General features: G+C 32.6%; 23 protein-coding genes. 3 read left to right on the top strand and 20 right to left on the bottom strand.

Going from position 1 to position 23744, the window contains the following annotated elements; all coding sequences use genetic code 11:
- Positions 1–48: 48 nt before the first annotated feature.
- The 8 genes from RT412_RS04620 to miaB form a co-directional block, all read right to left on the bottom strand.
- Positions 49–1017, bottom strand: a complete 969-nt coding sequence (locus RT412_RS04620; RefSeq protein WP_313345716.1) for a helix-turn-helix transcriptional regulator — start codon at positions 1015–1017, stop codon at positions 49–51.
- Positions 1018–1512: 495 nt separating this feature from the next.
- Positions 1513–1935 (bottom strand): VOC family protein, encoded by a 423-nt coding sequence (locus RT412_RS04615; RefSeq protein ID WP_313345672.1) that lies wholly within the window; start codon positions 1933–1935, stop codon positions 1513–1515.
- A gap of 34 nt (positions 1936–1969) precedes the next feature.
- Positions 1970–3271, bottom strand: coding sequence for a methionine gamma-lyase family protein (locus RT412_RS04610; RefSeq protein WP_313345669.1), 1302 nt, complete (start codon positions 3269–3271; stop codon positions 1970–1972).
- 3 nt (positions 3272–3274) lie between these two features.
- Complete coding sequence (gene hfq, locus RT412_RS04605) at positions 3275–3511, bottom strand: RNA chaperone Hfq (protein ID WP_313345666.1); 237 nt, start codon at positions 3509–3511, stop codon at positions 3275–3277.
- Between the two features lie 16 nt (positions 3512–3527).
- Positions 3528–4463, bottom strand: a complete 936-nt coding sequence (gene miaA, locus RT412_RS04600) for a tRNA (adenosine(37)-N6)-dimethylallyltransferase MiaA (protein WP_313345663.1) — start codon at positions 4461–4463, stop codon at positions 3528–3530.
- Positions 4464–4477: 14 nt separating this feature from the next.
- Positions 4478–6343, bottom strand: coding sequence for a DNA mismatch repair endonuclease MutL (mutL, locus tag RT412_RS04595; RefSeq protein ID WP_313345660.1), 1866 nt, complete (start codon positions 6341–6343; stop codon positions 4478–4480).
- 11 nt (positions 6344–6354) lie between these two features.
- Positions 6355–8979, bottom strand: coding sequence for a DNA mismatch repair protein MutS (mutS, locus tag RT412_RS04590; protein ID WP_313345657.1), 2625 nt, complete (start codon positions 8977–8979; stop codon positions 6355–6357).
- Positions 8980–9040: 61 nt separating this feature from the next.
- Entirely contained in the window at positions 9041–10462 is a 1422-nt protein-coding gene (gene miaB / locus RT412_RS04585; protein WP_313345654.1) for a tRNA (N6-isopentenyl adenosine(37)-C2)-methylthiotransferase MiaB, read from the bottom strand.
- 191 nt (positions 10463–10653) lie between these two features.
- Between miaB and RT412_RS04580 the strand changes: the two genes are divergently transcribed.
- Positions 10654–12237 carry a peptide chain release factor 3 gene (locus RT412_RS04580; protein ID WP_313345651.1) on the top strand — a complete coding sequence of 528 codons (1584 nt, stop codon included), beginning with the start codon at positions 10654–10656 and terminating at the stop codon, positions 12235–12237.
- 200 nt (positions 12238–12437) lie between these two features.
- Entirely contained in the window at positions 12438–12908 is a 471-nt protein-coding gene (gene tnpA, locus RT412_RS04575) for an IS200/IS605 family transposase (protein ID WP_398438896.1), read from the top strand.
- 156 nt (positions 12909–13064) lie between these two features.
- Here the strand turns inward: tnpA and RT412_RS04570 are convergent, their stop codons facing one another.
- Complete coding sequence (locus RT412_RS04570; RefSeq protein ID WP_313345648.1) at positions 13065–13994, bottom strand: TDT family transporter; 930 nt, start codon at positions 13992–13994, stop codon at positions 13065–13067.
- Positions 13995–14180: 186 nt separating this feature from the next.
- On the opposite strand from RT412_RS04570, the gene RT412_RS04565 reads away from it, so the two are divergent.
- A complete protein-coding gene (locus RT412_RS04565) occupies positions 14181–14669 on the top strand; it encodes a C-GCAxxG-C-C family protein (protein WP_313345646.1) in 489 nt (162 codons plus the stop codon).
- 91 nt (positions 14670–14760) lie between these two features.
- Here RT412_RS04565 and RT412_RS04560 read toward each other — a convergent pair whose 3' ends face one another.
- The 11 genes from RT412_RS04560 to RT412_RS04510 all read right to left on the bottom strand — a co-directional run bounded on the left by RT412_RS04560 (position 14761) and on the right by RT412_RS04510 (position 23743).
- A complete protein-coding gene (locus RT412_RS04560) occupies positions 14761–15738 on the bottom strand; it encodes an acyl-CoA dehydratase activase (protein WP_313345643.1) in 978 nt (325 codons plus the stop codon).
- Positions 15719–16816 (bottom strand): 2-hydroxyglutaryl-CoA dehydratase, encoded by a 1098-nt coding sequence (locus RT412_RS04555; RefSeq protein WP_313345640.1) that lies wholly within the window; start codon positions 16814–16816, stop codon positions 15719–15721. Before RT412_RS04555 ends, RT412_RS04560 begins: the two co-directional genes overlap by 20 nt.
- Positions 16788–17708 carry an acyl-CoA dehydratase activase-related protein gene (locus RT412_RS04550; RefSeq protein ID WP_313345637.1) on the bottom strand — a complete coding sequence of 307 codons (921 nt, stop codon included), beginning with the start codon at positions 17706–17708 and terminating at the stop codon, positions 16788–16790. The genes RT412_RS04555 and RT412_RS04550 overlap by 29 nt, the downstream gene beginning before the upstream one ends.
- Positions 17709–17919: 211 nt before the next feature.
- On the bottom strand, positions 17920–18588 hold the full coding sequence (locus tag RT412_RS04545; protein WP_313345635.1) for a helix-turn-helix domain-containing protein: 669 nt from the start codon (positions 18586–18588) through the stop codon (positions 17920–17922).
- 165 nt (positions 18589–18753) lie between these two features.
- Complete coding sequence (gene ric / locus RT412_RS04540; RefSeq protein ID WP_313345632.1) at positions 18754–19461, bottom strand: iron-sulfur cluster repair di-iron protein; 708 nt, start codon at positions 19459–19461, stop codon at positions 18754–18756.
- 159 nt (positions 19462–19620) lie between these two features.
- On the bottom strand, positions 19621–20085 hold the full coding sequence (locus RT412_RS04535; RefSeq protein WP_313345630.1) for a pyridoxamine 5'-phosphate oxidase family protein: 465 nt from the start codon (positions 20083–20085) through the stop codon (positions 19621–19623).
- Positions 20086–20158: 73 nt separating this feature from the next.
- Positions 20159–20809 carry a cyclase family protein gene (locus RT412_RS04530; RefSeq protein ID WP_313345627.1) on the bottom strand — a complete coding sequence of 217 codons (651 nt, stop codon included), beginning with the start codon at positions 20807–20809 and terminating at the stop codon, positions 20159–20161.
- An 83-nt stretch (positions 20810–20892) separates the two neighbouring features.
- A complete protein-coding gene (locus RT412_RS04525) occupies positions 20893–21336 on the bottom strand; it encodes a GNAT family N-acetyltransferase (protein WP_313345625.1) in 444 nt (147 codons plus the stop codon).
- Positions 21337–21400: 64 nt separating this feature from the next.
- A complete protein-coding gene (locus RT412_RS04520) occupies positions 21401–21922 on the bottom strand; it encodes a GyrI-like domain-containing protein (protein ID WP_313345622.1) in 522 nt (173 codons plus the stop codon).
- A gap of 148 nt (positions 21923–22070) precedes the next feature.
- Entirely contained in the window at positions 22071–22532 is a 462-nt protein-coding gene (locus tag RT412_RS04515; RefSeq protein ID WP_313345619.1) for a hypothetical protein, read from the bottom strand.
- 224 nt (positions 22533–22756) lie between these two features.
- A complete protein-coding gene (locus RT412_RS04510; RefSeq protein ID WP_313345617.1) occupies positions 22757–23743 on the bottom strand; it encodes a M42 family metallopeptidase in 987 nt (328 codons plus the stop codon).
- Between the last annotated feature and the right edge of the window lies 1 nt (position 23744).

Here is a 23744-nt window from a genome sequence, read left to right as displayed (position 1 = left end):
ATTTGCTCACTATAATTAGTAATCAACAAATTGGAATTTGTTGATATATTACACTTTCCGCACAGGTCTGATATACTTCCAATACCGTGTGCAATCATGATAGAAATAAAACACTCTGCCAGGGGTAGTATCGAGACAATAACCAGTAGCAGAATAATCAAATTCTTTCATTGCCTTTTCGATTTTTTCCTCCACGCTGCTGTTTTCTGTCTCAAAATCGAATGGTCCATGTTCAAAAACAATATATTCCGCTTCTGGAACATCAATCATACGCATTTGTGAGGGCGCTTCACCATCATAATCAAGCGGTAGACGTACACCATAACATTCCGCAAGTGGAATTCCCCAACTACAGATTCTACCAGTAGGTTCATTTATAAATGCCATAATTTGACCGCTGCCGCTATTCGCTTCACTTCCACCTACATCATCTAATTTCCCCTTGATACTATCCAGTAACCCACAAATTGTTTCACAATCCTGTCCTGGAACGAGATTCTGCTTTTGCCAGAAGTCCCAATACCCAATACTCTCATAGTTCTTAATATGCAAAAACTTATGTGTGGGAATCGTAATAAAATAAGTCTTTACATCCTCTGCTGATTTTAACATACCAGTTCCTCCAATTCCTAAAAGATAGCAGTCAAAGGGCCTTATTATTGTACGAAGCACGACTGGTATAGGATTTTGACGGTATTCACTTGGAGTAATACCATATGTTTCCTTGAACGCACGAGTAAAAGCTTCATGTGAAGAAAAACCATAATTCAAAGCAATGTCTAAAATACCATATTCGGTGTCCCGAACTTGTTTCAGTGCAAAAGCCAACCTTCTATAACGCAGATAATCTCTAAATTGCATACCCGAGATTTCTTTAAACTTTCTCGAAATATAGAATTCCGAATAGACCAACTTATGCGCAAGATACTTTAAGGTCAATGCTTCGTCATTTTGCTTTTTAATGCAACCGTCTATCTCATCAACAATTTTTTGAACATTCTTGTACCACTCGTACATCGTTACACCTTCTTTCAACTGCCATGTAATAATTATAAAGAACTGGAAAATAGGTTGCTTGATTTCACTTGCGAAAGATAACCAAATTCCTATTTATCAGTGCGAAATATATATTATTCCTTATTTCATAGCAAAATACAATTTCGAATCATTTTAATGTTATTATATCATAAATATGGAATGACTTACTATTATATTTTATCAACACAATAGTAAGTCTACAATTTAAAAATATTATTTAATTCTTCTAAATTCATGGTTTTTTGATTGATATACCTTATTATAGAACTAATAATAATAATATAGGATCCATAGTATTATATTAAACTATCTATCCTATATTTATTATACTATATTTAAATTAATGTTAGTGCTTCAAATGTAGACATAGGCCTCACCTCCTTTGAAAGAGTTTTACCTCTTTTCAATAGGATGGTCAGCCATACCCTGTTCTACCTATTCGTTAATATTTTACTATCTCAATTTTCATAATATTTAACTCTTGATGGGAGCTTCCTCAGCAACAATATTCCAGCTTATTCCGTATTTATCAGTAAGTCCCGCATGGAATGAGCTGTAAAATGTTTCGGTTGGCGGCAGTGTGATATGAGCATCAATACTTAATAGATCAAAGATTTTTTGTGCCTCTTTTGCTGAAGGTACTTTTGCAGTTAATTTAATCATGTTACCTTTAGTTACGGGTTCTGCTATTTCATCTGCAAACCAAAAAACTGTATCACAAATATTCATCTTGGCATGCAAAATCCAGTTCTTCAAGTTTGCCGGCGGTGCAGTAACACCCTCCGGTACATAATCCCCATATAACTGTGACATCAGAATGTTACTATTAAAAGCGGTCTTGTAGAACTCCAATGCCTCACTGCAATTTCCTGCAAATGTAATATAAGGTGTAACCATCTTGTTACCTCCGGCTATTTTAATTTTTATGAATTTACAATAAATTAATCTTATTTCTTATATCTTCAAATTCCATCATTTTTTCCAATGACAGCATTACTCCCAATTTAGCGTGATCATAGAATAATCCGCCTTGAATATAGGCAATGTATGGTGGTCTCATTGGAGCATCGGCACTGAGCTCTATGGATGAGCCGGATACGAAAGCGCCTGAAGCCATTATTACTTCATTGGTATATCCGGGCATATCCCATGGCACCGGTGATACGTGTGCATCTACCGGAGATGAAGCTTGAATTGCTTCGCAAATTTTAATAACCATATCCTTGTTGTTAAATTTTATCGCTTGTATAATGTCACTTCTGTTGTCTTCTATGGTTGGCGTAATTTCAAAACCGAGAGAATTGAAAACTCCTCCAAAGAGTAATGCACCCTTTAATGCTTCCGAAACTATGTGGGGAGCAAAAAATAATCCCTGCAATGTATTTCTTGTAGTTCCGTATGTAAGTCCTATTTCCTTCCCTACTCCCGGAGCCGTCAGACGGTTTGCAATTCTGTCTATTATAACCTTCTTCCCTGCTACGTAGCCGCCGGATAGGGCAATTCCGCCACCTGGATTTTTAATTAATGAGCCGACAACAACGTCTGCACCAATATCTGATGGTTCAATTTCTTCTATAAATTCTCCGTAGCAATTGTCGACCATTATATAAATATCAGGATAGACTTCTCTTATTTTTTCTATTGCATTTCTGATTTTAGATAATGAAAGAGCAGGTCTGAAGCTGTAGCCGGTTGAACGTTGAATCATTAACAGTTTTGTATTGGTAGTAACCGCTTTTACTGCATTTTCCCAATCTATGTCGTTGTCCATCAGAGGTACTTCCTTATAAAGAACACCCATCTCTTTTAAATTGCAAGGCTCATTTCCTTCCTCTCCAAGGACTGTAAGCATTGTGTCATATGGACGTCCTGATATTGCTATAACTTCATCTCCATGCTTTAGCAGCGCCGATAATGTAAGATATAAAGCATGTGTTCCTGAAGCAATGGATGGTCTTACTAACGCATCCTCTGTATGAAAAACAGATGCGAAAATTTTTTCTGCCTTTTCTCTTCCCGTATCATCGTATCCATATCCGGTATTCCAATAAAAGTGAGTATAATCAAGCTTGTGCTCCTGCATGGCACTTATCACCTTATATTGATTATATTCTCTGACTTTATCGATTCTTTCAAAATGTTTTTCTTTAATTTCCTTTTCAATATTTGTTACATAATTAAAAACAGTTCTGCTGATGCCAAACTGTTTACATAATATATCTTCTGTTGACATTTATTACTCCCCTGCTGTTTCGTTATTAAATAATCTTACCTGTTTAAAAGGCAGAATAGATGTAATGGCATGTTTGTATACTAATTGTTGTCCTTTATCTGTTTCGATGAATACAACATAATTATCAAAACCGATAACAGTTCCCGTAAGCTTGTAGCCATTATTTAAGAAAATTGTAATTGTTATTTTTTCTCTTCTAACGTTGTTTAAAAAAGAATCCTGCAAATTAATGTTATTCATTTTTTATCCTCCCCTTTTAAATTAAAGTTTTTAAATATTCAAAAATATTGTCTACAGTTGTGTCAATATCCTTTACATCTTTTACATCAAACCATTTTACTTTTTCATCTCTTAGAAACCAAGTATACTGACGTTTAGCAAACCTTCTGGTATTTCGTTTCAGAATACTGATTGATTCGTCCAAGCTTATGTTTCCGTCAAGATAATCAATGATTTCCTTGTAGCCAATCCCCTTCATGGAAACTAAATCTTTGTTATAACCCTTATTCAGTAATGATTTAATTTCTTCTACAAGTCCTTCATCAATCATTTTATCGACTCTTTGATTTATTCTTTCATAAAGCTGCTTTCTGTCCATACTAAGCCCAATCAGAATACAATCATATTTTTTGCTTGGTTTTCTTATATCGGTGTTGATTTCAGAAAATTTAAAACCGGTTATATCATAGAATTCCAATGCGCGTATAACTCTTTTTACGTTGTTTTTATGTATTTTTTCAGCTGCTTCAGGGTCAATTTTCTGAAGTTTTTCATAAAGTTTATCTTCTCCGTGTTCTTTATGATAATAGGTATAGTACTCTCTGATTTTTTCATTCGATTTTGCATTTCCGAAATCCAAATCATAGATGAGTGAATTTACATAAAGCCCGCTTCCGCCGACTATAATAGGAATTTTATCGTTTAAAAGCAAATTATCGATTATTTCTTCAGCTTTAATTTTAAAATCCGATACCGAGTAGTTTTCATTCGGATCTATAAGATCAATCATATGATGCTCGATACCGTTTTTTTCGCCATCTGTAATCTTTGCTGTTCCTATGTCCATATCTTTATAAATCTGCATAGAATCAGCGGATACTACCTCAGTTTTAAGTTTTTTTGCAAGTTCTACCGAAACATAAGTTTTTCCGACTGCGGTAGGACCTACAATAACGACTATTTTATTACTCATTTATTTTTCCTTTATTAATTTTGTATTCTTTCAAACATTTTTTCTATTTCATACTTAGTCATTTTAATTATGACGGGTCTTCCATGAGGGCATGTATATGGATTTTCTGCTTTGCTAAGGTCATTTAGCAAAGCTTTTACTTCCAATAAATGCAGCTTATCTCCTGCTTTAACGGATTTTACACATGCGTTTTTTATTATTTTATCCAATTCCAGGTTTATATTACTTGTATTTTTCAATGAATCAAGAATCGTATAAAAAATGTTCCTAATGTTTGAGTTCTTAAAAATAGATGGTATGCTATTTATCAGTATAGCATTAATTCCAAAATTTTCAATAAAAAAACCTAAATCCTTAAAAATTTCTGCATTGCTCATTGCTGTATGGTAATCATCATAGGATAAATTGATTACTTCAGGTACAATCATTTCCTGCAGCAGTATTTCTTTATTATTATATTGATTTAAAAATTTTTCGTAATTAATTCTTTCGTGGGCAGCGTGCTGGTCAATCATATACATTTCTGTCTTTTCAATATTTTCACATATTATATATGTATCCATCAGGATACCTGCTACCGAAAGCTCCGGAAGCTTATTTTCTTGTATAGCTTCTTCTTTTATATCAGCTTTAACTTCATTTTTATTTTCAATTAAAATGTCCGTATCCTTATTTTTATCAATTACTTCATCAAATATATTGACTTTCTCATTGTTAATATTAATTTCTGTTATTTTAATATTTGAATAATTTTCATTATTATAATCAAATATATCTTTTTTAGCATTGATCTTGCTATCGTTTTTCTCAAAAATCGCCAAGGAATTATTTTTGCTCATATCATTAGTGTAGTCATGAACTATTGTTTCCTTTTTGATTTCTTTCATTATATTGTTTGAATTAAGCGCTGAATAAACAGCTCTTTTAACTTCATTTAATATATTATCCTCATTTTGAAACCTTACCTCGGTTTTAGCGGGATGAACATTAACATCCACCAAGGATGGATTTATTTCTATTTTGAGAAAACAAGCAGGATATTTATTTTTTGGAAGCAATGTGTTGTATGCCGCTTCTATAAAATAGTTGATTCTTTTGTGTTTGATTACCCTTGAATTCACAAATACAATTTGCTGCTTTCTGTTGCCTCTGTAATAATTTAAATTAGTAGTATAACCGGTAATTATAATTCCGTTGTTTTCATAATCAACCTTTAATAAAGAATTATACAGAGCTCTTTCATATAAGCTTGATATTGTATTTAAAAAGTTATTTGTCTTAGGTGTTCTGAATATTACATTACCGTTATTTACATATTTAAAAGATATATTTTCCTTGCTGAGAGCCAATGAAACAACAATTTCATTAATATTACCGCTTTCGGATGCATCGCTTTTCAGGAACTTTTTTCTTGCAGGAACATTAAAAAATAAATCAGTTACAGTTATGATTGTACCGACGGGGCATCCTATATCCTCTTTTAATACAATTTCACCGCCTGTCAATGTTATTTTCGTTCCGTAGCTGTCATCGGCAGTACGTGTAATAAGCTCAACATGAGAAACTGAAGCTATACTTGCCAAAGCTTCGCCCCTGAAACCTAAGGTATATAATGAATTCAAATCGTCGGAGGTGGATATTTTACTGGTACAATGTCTTTTAAATGCATCCTCTACCTCATCTTTTTCTATACCTTTACCATTATCGGTTATTCGTATTAAGCTTTTACCACCATTTTTAATTTCAACAGTGATTTCGTCCGCTCCTGCATCAATTGAATTTTCAACCAATTCCTTTACAATTGATTTAGGACTTTCAATAACTTCACCTGCTGCTATTTTATTTATGGTTTCATAGTCCAACAAATGTATCTTAGCCATAATTTACCTTCTTAAATATGTCTTGCTTTATCAATTAATTCATTTAACAGTGTAAATGCCTTAACCGGTGTAATATTGTTAATATCTATATTTTTAATACTATCGGTCAATTCCTTGTAGTCTTTATTTTTACTGTTTTCAACAGGGTCCTCATTGAACAAAGATACCTGGAAATTGTCTGTTATTCTGTCTTTTTTCTTTTTGGCGAAAGGTTTATTTATGTCGCTTTCATCTAACTGAATAAGTATTTCCTTAGCCCTTGCTATAACTTCGTTTGGAAGTCCGGCTAAATTAGCTACCTGTATACCATAGCTTCTGTCCACGCTGCCTTCAGCAATTTTTCTTAAAAATATAATTTTATCATCAATTTCTTTTATCAGTATGCGATAATTTTTTACGCTTTTTAGTTTGCTTTCAAGTTCTGACAATTCATGGTAGTGCGTAGCAAACAATGTCTTTGACTTGATTTTTTTAGTTATATATTCCACGACACTCCATGCAATGCTTAATCCGTCATAGGTGCTTGTACCTCTTCCGATTTCGTCAAGAATCAATAAACTGTTTTCGGTAGCATTGTTTAAAATATTTGAAACCTCGCTCATTTCAACCATGAAGGTGCTTTGTCCCTGAGATAAATCATCGGAAGCTCCGACACGGGTAAATATTTTATCAAGTACGCATATTTCAGCCTCTTTAGCGGGTATAAAGCTTCCTATGTGCGATAGGAGTGCTATTAATGCAACCTGTCTCATATATGTTGATTTACCCGCCATGTTAGGTCCGGTTATGATTGACATCCTATGTTCCTTGTTGTCTATGTAGGTGTCGTTCGGAACAAACATTTCGTTTTTCATTATTTTTTCGATAACAGGATGTCGCCCTTCGGTTATTTTGATATAACCCTTAGAGTTCATGGAAGGTCTTGTATAGTTATTTTTAACTGCCGCAATGCTAAGCGAATTTAAAACGTCAATTACCGCAATGTTGTATGCAGTTTCCTGAATCCGATTAACCTGTTCCTTTATTTGATGCCTGATTTTCAGAAACAATTCATATTCAAGCTTAATCATCAGCTCATCTGCATTCAGTATTTTTGCTTCCATTTCCTTTAATTCAGGTGTCACATATCTTTCGCAGTTAGCTAATGTTTGCTTTCTTATGTAATAGTCGGGAACTAAGTTTAAATAGGATTTTGTAACTTCAAGATAATAGCCGAAGACCTTCGTATACCCTATTTTTAAATTTTTAATGCCTGTTTCTTCCCTTTCCTTGCCTTGAAGCTCTGAAATCCAATTTTTACCGTGTATAGTTATTTCTCTGATTTCATCAAGTTCAGTATCGTATCCGGATTTTATTATTCCGCCCTCTTTAATCGCGATTGGAGGTTCTTCAACTATTGAATTATCGATTAACTCATAGATATCATTCAAAGTATCCAGGCGTTCATATATATTTTTGAACAGCTGTGATGAGAGCTCGGATATTTCAATTTTTAAATCGGGCAATCCATATACTGATTGTTTCAGAGCGTTTAAATCTCTTCCGTTGCAATTGCCGTAAACAATTCTGCTTATGAGTCGTTCAATATCGTAAATGCTTTTTAAGCTTTCCTTAATGTTGTTAGATATCATAACATTATTATAAAGCTCTTCTACCGCATCTAAACGGTTATTTATATTATTTATGTTTTTTAAGGGCTCCTCAATCCATTTTTTAAGCAATCTTCCGCCCATTGCGGTCTGTGTATAATCCAATACATTGTAAAGAGTACCTTGTCCCTTTTTACCGCGTACCGTTTCAATAAGTTCAAGATTTTTTCTCGTACTTGAATCTAAATATAAGTACTCTCCCATGTTGTAAAAGTGGAGCTTGTTAATATGTTCAAGTGATGTTTTTTGTGTTTGGTTTAAATAATTAATCAATATGGCTAAGGAAAAAACCGCATTATTGTTGTCTGCCATACCGAAGCTGTCTAAAGAAACTACATTGAAGTGCTTTAATATAATTGATTTACATTCTGAGTAGCTTGGAGTGTTAACTACTGTTATCATAGAATCAATAAAATCATTTTCTGTCAGAGCATTTGAAATAACTTCTGAAGGATTTATTTTACTGATTTCTTCTTTAAGTAAACTGTATTTATTTTCATTGCTGATATCAAAATCGCTTAGTGAAATATTTTCTGTTACGTACAAATCCCCTGTAGAAATATCGACATAAGATAAGCCAAAACCCTTGTCGATATATATACAAGCTAAATAATTATTGCTTTTTTCATCAAGCATATTTTGATCTATTATAGTTCCGGGTGTTATAACCCTTACAACGTCGCGCTTAACTATACCTTTAGCTACCGAGGGGTCTTCTAATTGCTCGCATATTGCTACCTTATAGCCATTTTCAATTAATCTTGAAATATAACTGTCAACAGCATGAAAAGGAACTCCGCACATAGGAGCTCTTTCTTCCTGTCCGCAATCTCTGCCTGTCAGGGCGATTTCTAAAACCTTTGAAGCAGTAATCGCATCTTCAAAAAACATTTCATAAAAATCACCGAGACGATATAAAAGTATACAGTCTTTATATTGTTCCTTAATACCAAGGTATTGTTCCATCATAGGTGTATATTTAGCCATTAAAAAACCCCCTGTAACGATTGAATAGCAATTGTTCGTCCATTGCTAAATTATTGTCTGTCTATTGTAGTTGCCCTTCCATATGGAATGTTTTTACGTTTGTTATTTTTACATTAACTATTTTTCCTATTAAATCTTCACTTCCCGAAAAATGAACTAATCTGAAATGCTCAGTCCTTCCGGTTAAATAATTATCACTTGTTTTGCTTACGGATTCAACCAAGACAGGATAAACCTTACCTATGCATTCACTGTTTCTTCCTAAAACTATAGGATATAAAACATCCAATAATCTGTTGAAACGGTCATGTTTTATTTCATCAGTAACCTGATTATCCATTTCAGCTGCCTTAGTACCTTCTCTGACCGAATAAAGGAAGGTAAAAGCAGAATCATACTGCACATTTTTGACAATATCAACTGTTTCTAAGAAATCTTCTTCCGTTTCTCCGGGGAAACCCACAATAATATCTGTTGTAATTGCAACATCGGGTATTTCCTTCTTTAACTTATTTACAAGTCCCAAATAATGTTCTTTAGTATATTTACGGTTCATTCTTTTTAAAACGTCATTGCTTCCGGCTTGTACCGGCAGGTGTATATGGTTACAAACCTTGTGACATTCCTTTATTGCCATTATTAAGTCATCTGTCAAATCCTTGGGATGTGATGTCATGAAACGTATACGTTCTATCCCGTCTATTTTATTTAATTCATACAGCAATTTTGCGAAGGTAGTTTCATTTTCAAGATTGCCTCCGTAAGAATTAACATTTTGACCTAAAAGGGTTATTTCTTTACAGCCGTCATCTGCCAATAGCTTTACTTCATTGATTATTTCATTTGGTTCCCTGCTCTTTTCTCTTCCTCTGACGTAAGGAACTACGCAATAGGTACAGAAGTTGTTGCAGCCGTAAGTTATATTAACCAATGCCTTATATTTGAACTTACGCATTTTTGGCATGTTTTCGTATATTAATTCCGAATTATCTATTATATCAATACCTTTTGTCTTGTTTATTTCAACATCATAAATTAAGCCCGGAAGCTCCTGAATTGTGTTAGTTCCAAAAATAATGTCAACAAAAGAAAATGATTTTAACAGCTTCTGTCTTATTTCTTCCTTTTGCATCATACAGCCGCAAACTGCTACTAACATATCCGGCTTATTTCTTTTTAAGCCCTTAACTTCTCCAAGCTTTCCAAACACCTTAAGCTCTGCGTTTTCTCTTATGAGGCACGTGTTGAATATTACCAAATCAGCATTTTTCTCATCATCCGTTTCCTCATATCCGATTGAAGTAAGCATACCTCCTATTTTTTCCGAATCATGCTCGTTCATCTGGCATCCGTATGTCAATATGTGATAGGTTCTCTTCCTGCCGTTCATAATAAAATATTGCTCGTTGTTGTTTCTTAATTCTATAATTCTATCGCTTACTAAATTTGTATTTGCAGCGTTTTTTATTTCTGTATTTTTCATTTTAACCAACTTTCTATATCTGATATATCCCGAATATTATATCATTTTATAACTTCTTGTTCAATAATTATTTAAAATCCTGATATGTTGCAATTTTTATCCGTTTATATATAATAAAAATAGCTTTTATTTTTCCATTATATATTGTAAAATATCATGGTAGTACGGATTAAGCATAAGAAAGGATAATCATGAATAACATAGATTTAATTAACAAAAGAAGAATTTTTGGTATAATATCGCATCCCGATGCCGGTAAAACTACCTTGACTGAAAAGCTACTTTTGCATGGCGGTGCAATACGAGAAGCAGGAACCGTAAGAGCAAGAAAAAACTCCAAATTTGCCAAATCAGACTGGATGGAAATAGAAAAGCAGCGTGGAATTTCTGTAACATCTTCTGTTATGCAATTTGAATATAATGACAAGGTTATATCTATAATGGATACGCCCGGTCATAATGACTTTGGTGAAGATACCTATCGTATTTTAACATCAGTTGACAGTGCGGTAATGGTTATAGATGCAGCTAAGGGTATCGAGGCGCAAACAAAAAAATTGTTTCAGGTTTGCAGCATGAGAGGAATTCCCATATTTACATTTATAAATAAGCTTGACCGGGAAGCTAAAGATCCCCTTGAGTCAATGCAGGAGTTAGAAGATGTATTAGGACTTCCGTCAGTTGCAGTAACGTGGCCCATCGGTTGCGGAAAAGAATTTGAAGGTATATATGACAGGTTAAAAAATACAGTATATTTATTTAAGAAAAAAGAACAAATATACCTTGGGGAAGAAAAAATTCAATCTCCAAAGCTTGATGGTGTTCTAAGCCAGTCAAATTTAGAAAATTTAAGATATGCAATGGAGCTTCTTGACGGAGCCGGAAATGAATTTGATCTGGAATTAATAAAGCAAGGTAAATTATCCCCTGTATTTTTCGGCTCAGCACTTGCAGATTTTGGAGTAACTGAATTTTTAGAGCATTTCCTTCAGATATCCCCTCCTCCGTCAAAAAGAAAAACTACAACAGGATATGTTAATCCAACGGATGAGGAATTTACTGGATTTATATTTAAAATTCAAGCTAACATGGATCCTAACCATCGTGACCGCCTTGCATTTTTAAGAATATGCTCAGGTACATTCGTCAGAGGCATGAACGTAACATTATCAAGAAACGGAAAGCAAATGAAGCTTAGTCAATCCACACACCTTATGGCCAATGAAAGAGAAACGGTTGATACTGCCTATGCCGGAGATGTAATAGGTATATACGATTCGGGTAATTTTCAAATCGGTGATTCATTAACCAACAGTAAGGAAAGAGTGTTTTTTGAACCATTGCCTACCTTCCCTCCTGAATTGTTTTGCAGGGTAAGTGCTAAGAATTCTTTAAAGGGTAAGAACTTCCAAAAAGGAGTTGAACAATTAGCTCAGGAAGGTGCTATTCAGGTTTACAAAAATGAATATAACGAGGTTGTTCTTGGAGCTGTCGGTGTATTGCAATTTGAAGTATTTGAATATAGATTAGTAAACGAATACAATACTGATATTCGTATGGAGAGCATTGATTTTTCAGTAGCAAGATGGGTAAAAACAGATGATCCGGAAAGCTTAAAAAAATATCAGAATTCAAGATGCATGCTTGTTTACGATCATTACGAAAGACCTGTATTATTGTTTACAAATGCATATGCTTTAAAAAGCTTCCAGGAAAGAAATGAGGATATAGTATTAGTAGAAGCGCTTGACGTAATAGATGAAATAGGTCGCTGAAAATTTTTTCAGCAACCTATATTGGTGATAAAGTCATCAATCTAAACCGGGTAATCCGGTTTTTTTTATTGTATATTATACAATAAACCCCCGGCTATGCCGGGGGAACCAAAACGCTTTAGCTTCAAGTAGAAAAAGAAAACCTCCAATGTTAAAATAATGTAGGTTTGCCAACCACATTACAACAGAGGAGGATTCAATTGGATAAGAATACTTTATCACATACAACATGGGAATGCAAATATCATGTGATATTTGCGCCAAAATACAGACGACAAGTAATATACGGAAAAATTAAACAAGACGTAGGAAAAATATTACGAGATTTATGTGAAAGAAAAGGAATAGAAATAATTGAAGCTGAGTTATGTAAAGATCATATACATATGCTTGTGAGGATACCACCAAAATATAGCGTATCAGAAATAATGGGATATTTGAAGGGAAAAAGTTCCTTAATGATATTCGATAGACATGCAAATCTAAAATATAAATATGGGAATAGGCATTTTTGGTGTAGAGGATACTATGTAGATACAGTAGGAAAAAATGCAAAAAAAATTGAGGAATACATAAGAAATCAGCTCCAAGAAGACATAGCAAATGATCAAATAAGTTTGAAAGAATATATGGACCCGTTTACGGGTGAGCAGGTGAAGAAAAGCAAATAACCAACCGCTTTAGCGGTAGCAAGTAAATATATGCGGTTGGCAAATTATTCAGTGAGCCTTAAGGCTCAAGCAGGTAACATGCCCTTATAGGGCTAAAGCAAACCACCGGCTGAGCCGGTGGTCATGATTGTTTGCACTTACAGTATAATCGTCTGCTTATACTGTAGCTTTTGTACGGCCAAACAGAAATTGCATATACTTAAACAATACATATATTGTAATTGCCACAGCTATAATTTCCTGAAATTTAACTAAATAAATCAGCCAACTCACAGGAGCGTCGGTTTTTAATAAATATCCGTTTGTAAGTTTCATTGCTATACCGCTTATAATCAGGGGGAATGTAAATCCTGAAAAGCTTGGGTAAAACTTTAGTTTAATCAGCTTAGTCAGCATTATAATTGCGGCTGCATACATCACTAATGATATTGTCAATAACGAATAAATTATAAATAGGCTTTTAGTTTCAAATGAATTCATGTAGGCAGCTAATAATAAGCTTGATGGTGCTGCAAAAATAATTAAGGTCGGTTTTATCGGCTCAGGCATTTCTTTTATTATTACTACCCTATATATAACAACAGGAAGTAATATTACATAACTTATAAGTCCGAACCAAAATGATATTTGACCTATGATGTTCATTTTAAATGCAGGCGCAGTAACTCCTGCTACAGCAATACCTACATACACAATAAACCATGAAGGCATAATTTGCTTTATGTTGAATTTTAGAGTGTATTTTAAACTAAACCACAAAATGTAGATTAAATGAAGTATGACACCTGCAATCCACATATAAAAAGCCAAATCAGCAATTATAGGTTTTAAATATACCGATAAAAGCATTGTAGCCATAAAAAATGCGGGAAATACACTTGCAACTGCGGGGTTGTCTAAATTTTCCTTAAAGTTATCAGGAAATTTTATAATTTTAATAATTAATAAAACATAAAAAACAGCTGAGGTAATTCCAAATAAGCTTCTTAGAATCTCCCCATAAGATTGAATAAGGTTACCGGCGGAAGCCAGTCCTAAAACAAGCCCTGCAACAGGTACGGGATATTTTCTTAGTATTTGATCCATAGTTGTCTCCATATTAAAATTTTAGCTTACTCATTATAATATATACATCTTATATAATCAATTTATTAAGTATTGGAATTTACTATTGTTACTCTCTTAACGATTAGAATTTACAATAATGATACCTTTGAAAAAAGCTGTTTGTACATGCTATAATGAATAATACTTTAGTTTCGGAGGACTGTAATGACATTAGTTAATACTATGGAATATAACAAGGTAGAGCTTTTAGATAAGGTTCAGTCGGATGCTGAAAAACTGTTTAGAAGCGGGACATATTTTTGCAGCGAAGCTGTATTACAAACAATAAATGAACTTTTAGGTAAACCATATGATGAAAGTATTGTAAAATTAGCAAGCGGATTTCCTATAGGCATGGGGAAAGCTCAATGCTTGTGCGGTGCAGTATCAGGCGGTCAAATGGCCTTAGGTATAGTTTACGGAAGAGTTGAAGGCGAGCCGATGCAGGATAAGATGTTTGAAATATCAAAAAAACTCCATGATTATATAATAAATGAATACAAATCAACATGCTGCAGGGTTATAACTAAAAAATGGCAGGGTGATGATTTTAAAAGCCCTGAAAGAAAAGAACATTGTATTACAATTACAGGAATGGTTGCAAGATGGGTTGCAAATGAATTGATTCAAGATAATAAAGTTAAGGTTAAATAAGCGACTGACACCAAATTAAAAATTTGGTGTCAGTCACTTATACTGTAAGTGCAATCACAAAGGTTCTCATATATTTGAGAACCTTTGATTTTTAAGCTAATAAATCATCTGATGACTGTAGCAGCTTATTGCTCCATTTGCCGCATCTGTCACCGAAATAACCTATAACCGCATTATTTTCATAAATTTTAACTACCTCGCACTTATTAGGGCAGCCTTCACATTCAAAGCTTTTTGAAATTATATTACTGTTTGCAAGTTCTAATCCTCTGAAATTTGTTTTTCCTGATTTTCTTGCTGCTTTTTTAGCTATAATAGCAGCACCTATGGCACCCATCATATTAAAATGCTCAGGCACATAAATTTCAAACCCTAATGCATTTTCAAAAGCTGCTTTCATCCCCTTATTTGCTGCTACTCCACCCTGAAATAAAACCTTCGGTAAAATTGTCTTGCCTTTTCCTATGTTGTTTAGATAATTTCTTACCAATGCATCGCAAAGACCTCTGATTATTTCAGATTGGTTGTATCCAAGCTGCTGCTTGTGAATCATATCTGATTCTGCAAAAACGGCACACCTGCCGGCAATTCTCACTGTACTTTTTGCCTTAAGAGCGTAGTCGCCAAATTTTTCAATAGGAATCTCCAATCTTTCTGCCTGTCTGTCTAAAAAGGAACCGGTGCCTGCGGCACATACCGTATTCATGGCAAAATCAGATACTATCCCGTTATTGAGAATTATTATTTTTGAATCCTGCCCTCCTATTTCAATTATTGTTCTTACATCCTTATAAAATTCCAATGCTGCTGTTGCATGAGCCGTTATTTCATTTTTTGCCGCATCTCCTCCGATTATAGCGGAAGCTATCATTCTTCCGCTTCCTGTCGTTCCTGCAGCTGAAATTTCAGATTGATCGTATTTGTTTTTTAAAATCTTAAACCCATCTTGAACTGCCTTAATGGGATTTCCCTTTGTTCTTAAATAAATTTTTTCTTTTACTGTCATGTATTCATCTAACAATACAAGATCTGTACTTACTGATCCTACATCAACCCCTAAATAATACACTTTCTTTTCTCCTTTCAAGCAAGTCTATAAATGCTTCAATTCTTGTAATGTAACCTGCTTCCCCGGTCATATCATCTACCACCAGTGACATAACAGGAAAATCAAAATCCTTTGAAATGGTTGGAAGAATTGATTTTGATACTATTTCGGGCATACAGCCCATTGGAAATATTTGAATTGCTCCATCGTAACCTTCCTTGGATGCAGTCACCGCTTCACCTACACATTCAATAGCATGACCGCCTATTTGAAGAGGTAAATACTTTTTGGAATTCCTTCGTATGGTTAAAGAGTTAATTTTCAAGGGACTCAATAATGCATTTTTTACCCACCAGCTTGGAGTAAGACCTCTATGAGAAGAAACACCGTATTCCATTAATTTATCCTCTATGGAAAAATTCGTATATGGCTCAATAACAGTGTATATTTCTCCTATAATGGCGATTTTTAAAGGATTCTTATTTATATCAATGTGTACGTGCTTAATTTTTTCTTTATATTCCATCAGCAAATTAATCATTTCTTTTGGAGTCTTGCATTTTAATGCTTCTTCTTTACACTCATTTAATATATGTTTGCAGTCATTATTATTTTTTTCATATCCTGCAAACATATGAGCAGCTTCTTCTATTTCATCTATCAACTTTATAACTCTTAAACTATTGTTTAAAGCTTGAAGCTTTTCAACTGTTCTTTTATTGCTTTTTGAAGAAATTTGATTAATTCTCTTATATAATTCTTTTATTCCTATATCCTTTGGATAATCGATAACGATGAAGTTTAAATCATATCCCATGTTTTTCATTAAATTCATTTGAAGTTCGCAATACTCCCCGAATCTGCAGGGACCACAGCTGCCAACAATAATTACGGTATCTGCGCCTTCTTGAATTGCCTGAACATAGTTCCCTATCATCAATTTAAATGGGAGGCATATTTCTTCAGGAGAATGCAATGTACCAATATCAAGCGCTTCTTTATTATTTTTTGGTGGTATTACATAATCGATTTCAAGGCCGTCTAACAGAGCTTTTGCTGCTAAATATACATTACCCATGTGTGGAAATGTTACTTTCATTCTTAATTCTCCTTTCAAGCATGTCAGTAAATGCTTCTATTCTTGTGTCTATACCGGCTTCCCCGGTATGTTCGTCAACTTTCAGGGTTAAAAACGGAAAGCTTCCAACTTTGTCTTTTATTAACTCGATAATTACAGAATCTATACCACAGTTAAATGACGATATGTATATAATTCCGTCAACATTTTTTTCCTTTGCAGCATTTACGGCAAAACCGTAATTTTCTCTTGCATAAGTCCAAAATGGGCGTTTATATAAATTGTTAATTTCTAAGCTTATTAAAAATTCCTGTGTAAACTCCATAGTTTCTACACCCACACCTAATTTGTTCAGCTTATTTACTAAATTCATATTGACAAAATTATCGTATATGTTGTATGGATGCCCTACTAATGCAATTTTAATATCATATTCCTCGTTCAAAATTCCGGAGGTGTAGTTTAATTGTTCATCATAGGCTTTTAAAAATGCGTGCTTGATTTTAAAGTTATTGCCTGTAACTTTTTTCCCCGCAGATTTTGCCCAATGATAAAGCTTATTTTTAGTAAAAGCATAAATCGGTTCTGTTACAGCTAATGGCATATTATCTATACTGTTTAACACCATCTCCGGAAGTCCGCAAAACTTCGGACATATATACTCATTTTTTTTAAGCTGCATTATGCGGGGAATAACAATAAGATCACATTTGTCCTTTAAAACTGCTGCATGACCATGAAAAATTTTTATTGGAAGACATGCTTCGTCGACAGCATATTTTACTCCTAAATCTAGGATTTTTTTGTTTGTATCCTCTGACACAACTACATCTGCACCTAATTCTTTAAAAAAAGTAAATAAAAAAGGATGATATTTGTAATATAACAACCCTTTTGGAATTCCTACCTTCATAAACCCTCCATAATAAGTAGTAGAATGTATCAAATTTATTTGCTCGCTTCCGCTCGCATAAATTTGGCATTCCTTGCATTTGACCTACCATCCATTTCAACTGCGCTATCGCTTGTTAAAATGGGGTTAGGGCATAAAAAATATCACAAATTATATTATCTCCCATAATTTGTGATATTATTCCCCAATTACCATATATTAATAATCTTTGTTAATCTTGTAGCCATGAATAGTTTTGTTTTAAATATAATAGTATGTCTTCTATGTTTATCGTATCGGCAATTTTCATAGATTCTTCATTTGTTATTTTTATTTCATTTTCATTAATCTTTAACATTGTAAATAATAATTTATTAAGTGTTGTCGCTAATTTGTCGTATGTCATTTTAATTTCCTTTTCTTTCATACTATGAATTAACTCTGCTTCAGCGCCAACTGCTACTATTACAGCTAAATTAAGCTGATATTTAGTTATTGGAACATTGTAATCTTTTATTATGTTATAACAAATATCAACGGTCTTTGCAATTTTAATTTTTGTTAAGGTACGATACATCATCATTTCGTATAACATATCGCTAAAATATTGTTTTGAATTCATAGTTCTTATAAATAAAATGTTTAATGTTGCATAGTATGTAAGTCCGTTAATTTTATCTTTATAATTACAATCTAAATAATTTTTTATACCTGTTAATATATCTGAAAACATTTCAAGAATTATATCTTCTTTTTGCTTATAATAGTAATGCAAAAGTCCTTTATTAATAGATGATGTACTTGCTATTTCTCTGGTTGTTGTCTTGCTGTAACCATTATCTTTAAATAGTATAAATGAGTTCTTCAGAATATTTTCTTTTTGAATAAATGCACGGTTCATTTTAATCACCATCCGATTAATTTTAGTAAAAAAATGAATTTAGTTACGTCAATTATTATACAATAATAATGCAAACGCAACAATACTAAATTGCAGACAATCATAGCAGAAATTAAAAATAAAAAATAGGACAATCCTTAAGATTATCCTATAATAATTTTTTTGTTATTTATTAAGCAGGTTTCTTAATCTTGGGAACAATATATTATTTTCTAAATGAATGTGCTGGAATATGTCGGACTCTAACTCATGAAACTTTTGATATGTTAGGTCAAATGTTTCGCAGCCACCTTCAGGCATAGTAAAATCGTTTGTTATTTTTCTTAATTCTTTTAGAATGTCTCCCGAATTAGTATGCTCTGATTCCAATTCGTTAATAATATCAACTGCCTTTTTTAAGTCATTTTGTGAATTTGATTTTTCATATTCTTTAATAGCAGGATACTGAATAGTTTCTTCTTTTGTTAAGTGATCCTCTAATTCCATCTTCAATGTGTTAAACAATTTATGAACCTTTGAAAGCTCAGGATAATGAGGTCCGTGAACTCTTAAAATTGTAGTTGAAAGTTTACTGATTTTAGGTAGTTCTGACCATAAATAAGCATGATGCTTATTTAAAATCTGTTCTATTATTTCACTCGTTGAAGCTTCCACCCAGTTTTTATCTTTTGCATTTGCCTCATAGTTTTCATACTCAGAATTAATTTTATTCAGCAATTCTGATTCATTAATATTTTGTTCATTTATTGCTTCACTAAGAGGTCTGTTTCCTCCACAGCAAAAGTCTACCTTATATTCTTTAAATATATCTGCGGCCTTTGGAAACGCATTAACTATTTCACCTATTTTTTGTGTACTATTAAATTTATTCATCATATACCTCCATTTATTTGCTTTAATTTATTATGTTTAAATTATACAAATATATAAATGGAATTTATATGATTTAAATCAAATTTAAAAATTAGTTGCCGTGAAATTCAATAACTTTCATTAATTATTTTATTTAAATATTTATTACAAACTCTTTTTTTATTTTTGTGCTTTGCCTGTAATGTGCTCTATGTTTATTTTATATACATTCGCCGCATCTTTTGCTTTATTTATATAATCTTTTCCTTCTTCTATAAACTTATTGGAGTATTTTTTTATAAATTCAAATAATGCTTCTTCCTTTTCTTGCTTACTTACTTCTGTAGCTTTTCCAAATAAAATAACACTTTTATAATTTGTATCAAATTTGTCCGGTAACAACTCAACATCAGAATATACACAAAAAGAAACTTTATCACAGCTTTTAATATTATCAAGCTTTTGTCCTTTTTTTGCACTGTGAAAATATATGCTGTCATTGTAATATACATAGTTTAACGGAACACCGTAAGGATAACCGTTTTCGCATATTGTAGACAGAACACCAATTTCATTATTTTTTATTATTTCGATACTTTCTTCCATGGTTAACTGTTTATCTTTTCTTCTCATTTCTCTGAACATTTTTGTACTCCTTTAATTAATTTGTGAAAGCCGGATTATTGCTCTGCAAAAAAAAAACCTTAAAAAACCTTAATTAATTTTCATCTAAGATAGCAATCGCTCTAACAGGAGCGCCATCAGAATTTTCAAATTTTAAAGGAAGAGCACAGAATGTAAATAACTCCTGACCAACTTTTTCTAAATTTGTTAAGTTTTCAATAACTACAATGTCACTTTCTGCGAATAGCTTTCGGTGAATTGATAAATTTGCGTCTGAAATAGGATCAATACCGATTACATCCAGTCCAACGCCCTTTTTATTGCTTTTGATTAAATATTCTGCAACATCGTATGTAATATAAGGATATTCTCCAAAATATGTATTTGTACCCCAATACTTATCCCAACCGGTATAAAATAAAATGAAATCCGCTTTATCTGCTTTATCTCTAATATTTTCAATATATTTAAAAGTAATTTGCTGTCCTTCTACTAAATCACTACAATTAATGACCAATCCTTGTCCAACAAAATGTTCAACCGGAAATGAATCTAAAGTTGTTCTATGTGCAAATAAATGAGCAGGAGGATCCATATGAGTGCCTGTATGAGAAAACATTGTTAATAAAGTTTCTTTGAAACCATCTTTTGCATACGTATTTGCAACTTTTAGTTTAGGCCTTTCAGTGCCGGGATAAACCGGCATATCAACTGAAATTGTATGCGTTAAATCAATTATTTTCATAATAAACTGTCACTTCCTTATTTAATTTTTTTATTTGGAAATGAAAAGAACCGTACTCTAAAGTTTTAAAGTTGCTAAGACTGTTAAGTTAATTTCATTTCAAGTGTATTTGCTCTGAATCCTAAGGATTTATAAAATTCTATGGTGTTGGTATTTTCAATAGCTACTGTTATATTGATAGATTTACAACCATTATTTTTCAACCAATTTATGTGGCTTTCCATTAATTTTCTGCCTATTCCGTTATTTCGTTCATTTGCATCTACGTGCAGAGTATGTGTTTCTCCATTTGTTCCTTCATAGGTTGAAATACAATAACCTGATAATTTCCCATTGTTTTCTGCTATTGAAATTTTAATATGCTCTTTATCATATATACCAAAGGAATTTATTCTTTCTTCAAAAACCAAATCAGTATACAAAAATCCAAAATACTCAGAAATATTTTCATGATATTTTTTGTTCTTTTCCCATAATTCTTTAATAATTGAAACCTGATTAAATGGTATATCATTAATAATAATCATAAAAGCCCCCTGTTGTATCTCAGTAAATTAATTGGAAACAAAAAGAATCGTCCTCATCAAGTAGTTAATCAGCTTCTAATGGAATATAATAATCTAAAATTATATTTCCATTTTCATCAGGTGTAGTAAACCTTGGACAATTATATAACTCCATACACCATTTCATATTGTCGCATTTGTACCCATTTTCTATAAGTGCTTGCTCTGTCTGCGAATGGGCTGTTGAACAAACATCAGGTGTATTTTTACCTTTAATCCACCCAATCGCCACGTTTGTTTCTTGTATATCTGTACAATAATAACCTTTCGGCACATCTACTCCATTTTTCATGAGCATACCTATTACATATGAAAAATCTCCATCACCTTTGTCCCAATCAAGCATAACTCCAACATAATCTTTGTCATAAATAAAATCATCCTGTTTTTCAAGTGGCAAAAATATGTCATCTGCAAAACATTTAGCCCAGAAAGCAGGTATACGATTTTCTCCTTGCATATGTAAAGCCATATTGTACCTAAGTTCTTTTCCTACTAATTTAAGCTTCGGTAATCTTTTAACTTCAAGTTTTATAAGGTCTCCCATTTTACCCTCCTAATTCCTTTTTTTAATATTGTACCATGTTATTCAATAATAAAAAATATATATTAGAAAAAATTTACAGTAGATTAATTGGAAACAAAAAGGACCGTTCTAATAAAAAATTACACTTCATTACTATTTTAAAATTTATTTATAAATTTTGTAGTCCTTCAAAAAGTTCATTATAGGATTTATTATTTTTGCATCTGCCATATGAAAAAGCTTTAATTTCTCCAAATTCTAAAAGAAAACACTTTGCTAATTCCTCAACTGTTTGTTCCAATGCCATATAAAATTGAGTATAAGCAAATTCATACTCTGGAGTATCTTCTTTGAAATTCGCAGTAATTAAAGATTCAGTTACCTGATCAAGAGGATACATTTTTAAATGAAATAATTCATGAACTATTACTTCTTCAAGATTTTCATGTTTAGGATTAACTATATTAATTAGAACAATTGCTTTTTTATCATCACAATCAATTTTCAAATCACCTGTTTTTACCCAATTAGGATCAGTTATGAATTCAAGCTTAACATCCCAATATGAAAATACCCGCAATTTCTTGCACCAATAATCAAATAATTCCATTAATTTTTCACTATCAATCATTTTTAGTCCCCCTAACTATTTAGCATCTTTTGTACCCATTTACCCTGCTAATTCACTTGTTGAATAATATTATACCATATTATTCAATATAAAAAAATATGTATTTGAAAAGGTTTGCGGTAATAAGTTAGAAACAACAAGAAATGGTTTTCTTTCAGTATCTTCTATGATATAAAAAACCCGCTAAAGAAGCGGGTCTTGCGTTATAAAGCAATGAAATATATTTATTTTTCTATTACTGCCTGAACTAATTTAATGCATTCTAAAACGTCTGATTTGTTGAAAATTTCTCCCGAAGTGTGTAAATTCCTTGTGGGTATGGAAATAGCACCGCTTGGGACGCCTTCTCTTGATAAGTGAATCGGTCCTGCATCAGTACCGCCATGTTCAAGAACCTCATACTGATATTTAATATTTTTTTCTATGGCTAATTCAGTTAATAAATTTTTAACTTCCGGATGAGTAATAACGGATTTATCCATTATTTTAATTGCAGCGCCCTCTCCAAGCTTAATATCCATTTTTGTGCCGTTTTCGGTATCTCCGGTATCTGTTACATCAACAGCTATAGCTAAATCGGGGTTAATTTGATAAGCGGCTGTTTTCGCTCCTCTGCATCCTACTTCTTCTTGTACGGAAAATACATAATAAACATCATTATCGGTTGAAGGATGATTTTTAAGAGATTCTATAAGTATGTAGCAGCCGATTCTGTCATCTGCAGCTTTGCAAATTACGCAGTCTTCTGTTTCATAGTACTCTGATTTAAATACGCACATATCTCCGGTTTTAAAGTTATTTTTTGCAAAATCCTTAGAGGTTGAAGCAACATCAAGGAACAGTTTATTCATAGTTACTTTTTCTTTATCCTTGATTTCCTCGCTGCAGATAACACCCTCTAAGCAATTGTCAAATACCATTCTAAGTCCTAATATTTCCTTTGGATTAACTCCTCCTACGTTAGAAAATCTAAGGAATCCTTTTTCGTCAACGTGAGTTATAATTAAGCCGATTTGATCCATGTGAGCTGAGAATAATATTTTTTTACCGTTACCTTTTTTTCTTACTATTAAATTTCCTAAAGCGTCTACGTTTATTTCATCTGCATATTCTTTTATTTCATTTACAATTAATTCTCTTACATTATTTTCTCTGCCTGACGGAGAAAAACAATCTGATAATTTTCTCATTAATTCACTGTTATAATTCATT

Source organism: Sedimentibacter sp., from assembly GCF_032080165.1.
In the GTDB taxonomy this organism is placed as follows: Bacteria; Bacillota; Clostridia; order Tissierellales; family Sedimentibacteraceae; genus Sedimentibacter.
The sequence above is the reverse complement of the archived record's forward strand: the minus strand, read 5'-3'. Positions and strand labels throughout refer to the sequence as shown.

Excerpts from the sequence above, each read along its gene's own strand:
- RT412_RS04620 (WP_313345716.1), bottom strand. The coding sequence starts at position 1,017 with ATGTACGAGTGGTACAAGAATGTTCAAAAAATTGTTGATGAGATAGAC.
- RT412_RS04615 (WP_313345672.1), bottom strand. The coding sequence starts at position 1,935 with ATGGTTACACCTTATATTACATTTGCAGGAAATTGCAGTGAGGCATTG.
- RT412_RS04610 (WP_313345669.1), bottom strand. The coding sequence starts at position 3,271 with ATGTCAACAGAAGATATATTATGTAAACAGTTTGGCATCAGCAGAACT.
- hfq (WP_313345666.1), bottom strand. The coding sequence starts at position 3,511 with ATGAATAACATTAATTTGCAGGATTCTTTTTTAAACAACGTTAGAAGA.
- miaA (WP_313345663.1), bottom strand. The coding sequence starts at position 4,463 with ATGAGTAATAAAATAGTCGTTATTGTAGGTCCTACCGCAGTCGGAAAA.
- mutL (WP_313345660.1), bottom strand. The coding sequence starts at position 6,343 with ATGGCTAAGATACATTTGTTGGACTATGAAACCATAAATAAAATAGCA.
- mutS (WP_313345657.1), bottom strand. The coding sequence starts at position 8,979 with ATGGCTAAATATACACCTATGATGGAACAATACCTTGGTATTAAGGAA.
- miaB (WP_313345654.1), bottom strand. The coding sequence starts at position 10,462 with ATGAAAAATACAGAAATAAAAAACGCTGCAAATACAAATTTAGTAAGC.
- RT412_RS04580 (WP_313345651.1), top strand. The coding sequence starts at position 10,654 with ATGAATAACATAGATTTAATTAACAAAAGAAGAATTTTTGGTATAATA.
- RT412_RS04570 (WP_313345648.1), bottom strand. The coding sequence starts at position 13,994 with ATGGATCAAATACTAAGAAAATATCCCGTACCTGTTGCAGGGCTTGTT.
- RT412_RS04565 (WP_313345646.1), top strand. The coding sequence starts at position 14,181 with ATGACATTAGTTAATACTATGGAATATAACAAGGTAGAGCTTTTAGAT.
- RT412_RS04555 (WP_313345640.1), bottom strand. The coding sequence starts at position 16,816 with ATGAAAGTAACATTTCCACACATGGGTAATGTATATTTAGCAGCAAAA.
- RT412_RS04550 (WP_313345637.1), bottom strand. The coding sequence starts at position 17,708 with ATGAAGGTAGGAATTCCAAAAGGGTTGTTATATTACAAATATCATCCT.
- RT412_RS04545 (WP_313345635.1), bottom strand. The coding sequence starts at position 18,588 with ATGAACCGTGCATTTATTCAAAAAGAAAATATTCTGAAGAACTCATTT.
- ric (WP_313345632.1), bottom strand. The coding sequence starts at position 19,461 with ATGAATAAATTTAATAGTACACAAAAAATAGGTGAAATAGTTAATGCG.
- RT412_RS04535 (WP_313345630.1), bottom strand. The coding sequence starts at position 20,085 with ATGTTCAGAGAAATGAGAAGAAAAGATAAACAGTTAACCATGGAAGAA.
- RT412_RS04530 (WP_313345627.1), bottom strand. The coding sequence starts at position 20,809 with ATGAAAATAATTGATTTAACGCATACAATTTCAGTTGATATGCCGGTT.
- RT412_RS04525 (WP_313345625.1), bottom strand. The coding sequence starts at position 21,336 with ATGATTATTATTAATGATATACCATTTAATCAGGTTTCAATTATTAAA.
- RT412_RS04520 (WP_313345622.1), bottom strand. The coding sequence starts at position 21,922 with ATGGGAGACCTTATAAAACTTGAAGTTAAAAGATTACCGAAGCTTAAA.
- RT412_RS04515 (WP_313345619.1), bottom strand. The coding sequence starts at position 22,532 with ATGATTGATAGTGAAAAATTAATGGAATTATTTGATTATTGGTGCAAG.
- RT412_RS04510 (WP_313345617.1), bottom strand. The coding sequence starts at position 23,743 with ATGAATTATAACAGTGAATTAATGAGAAAATTATCAGATTGTTTTTCT.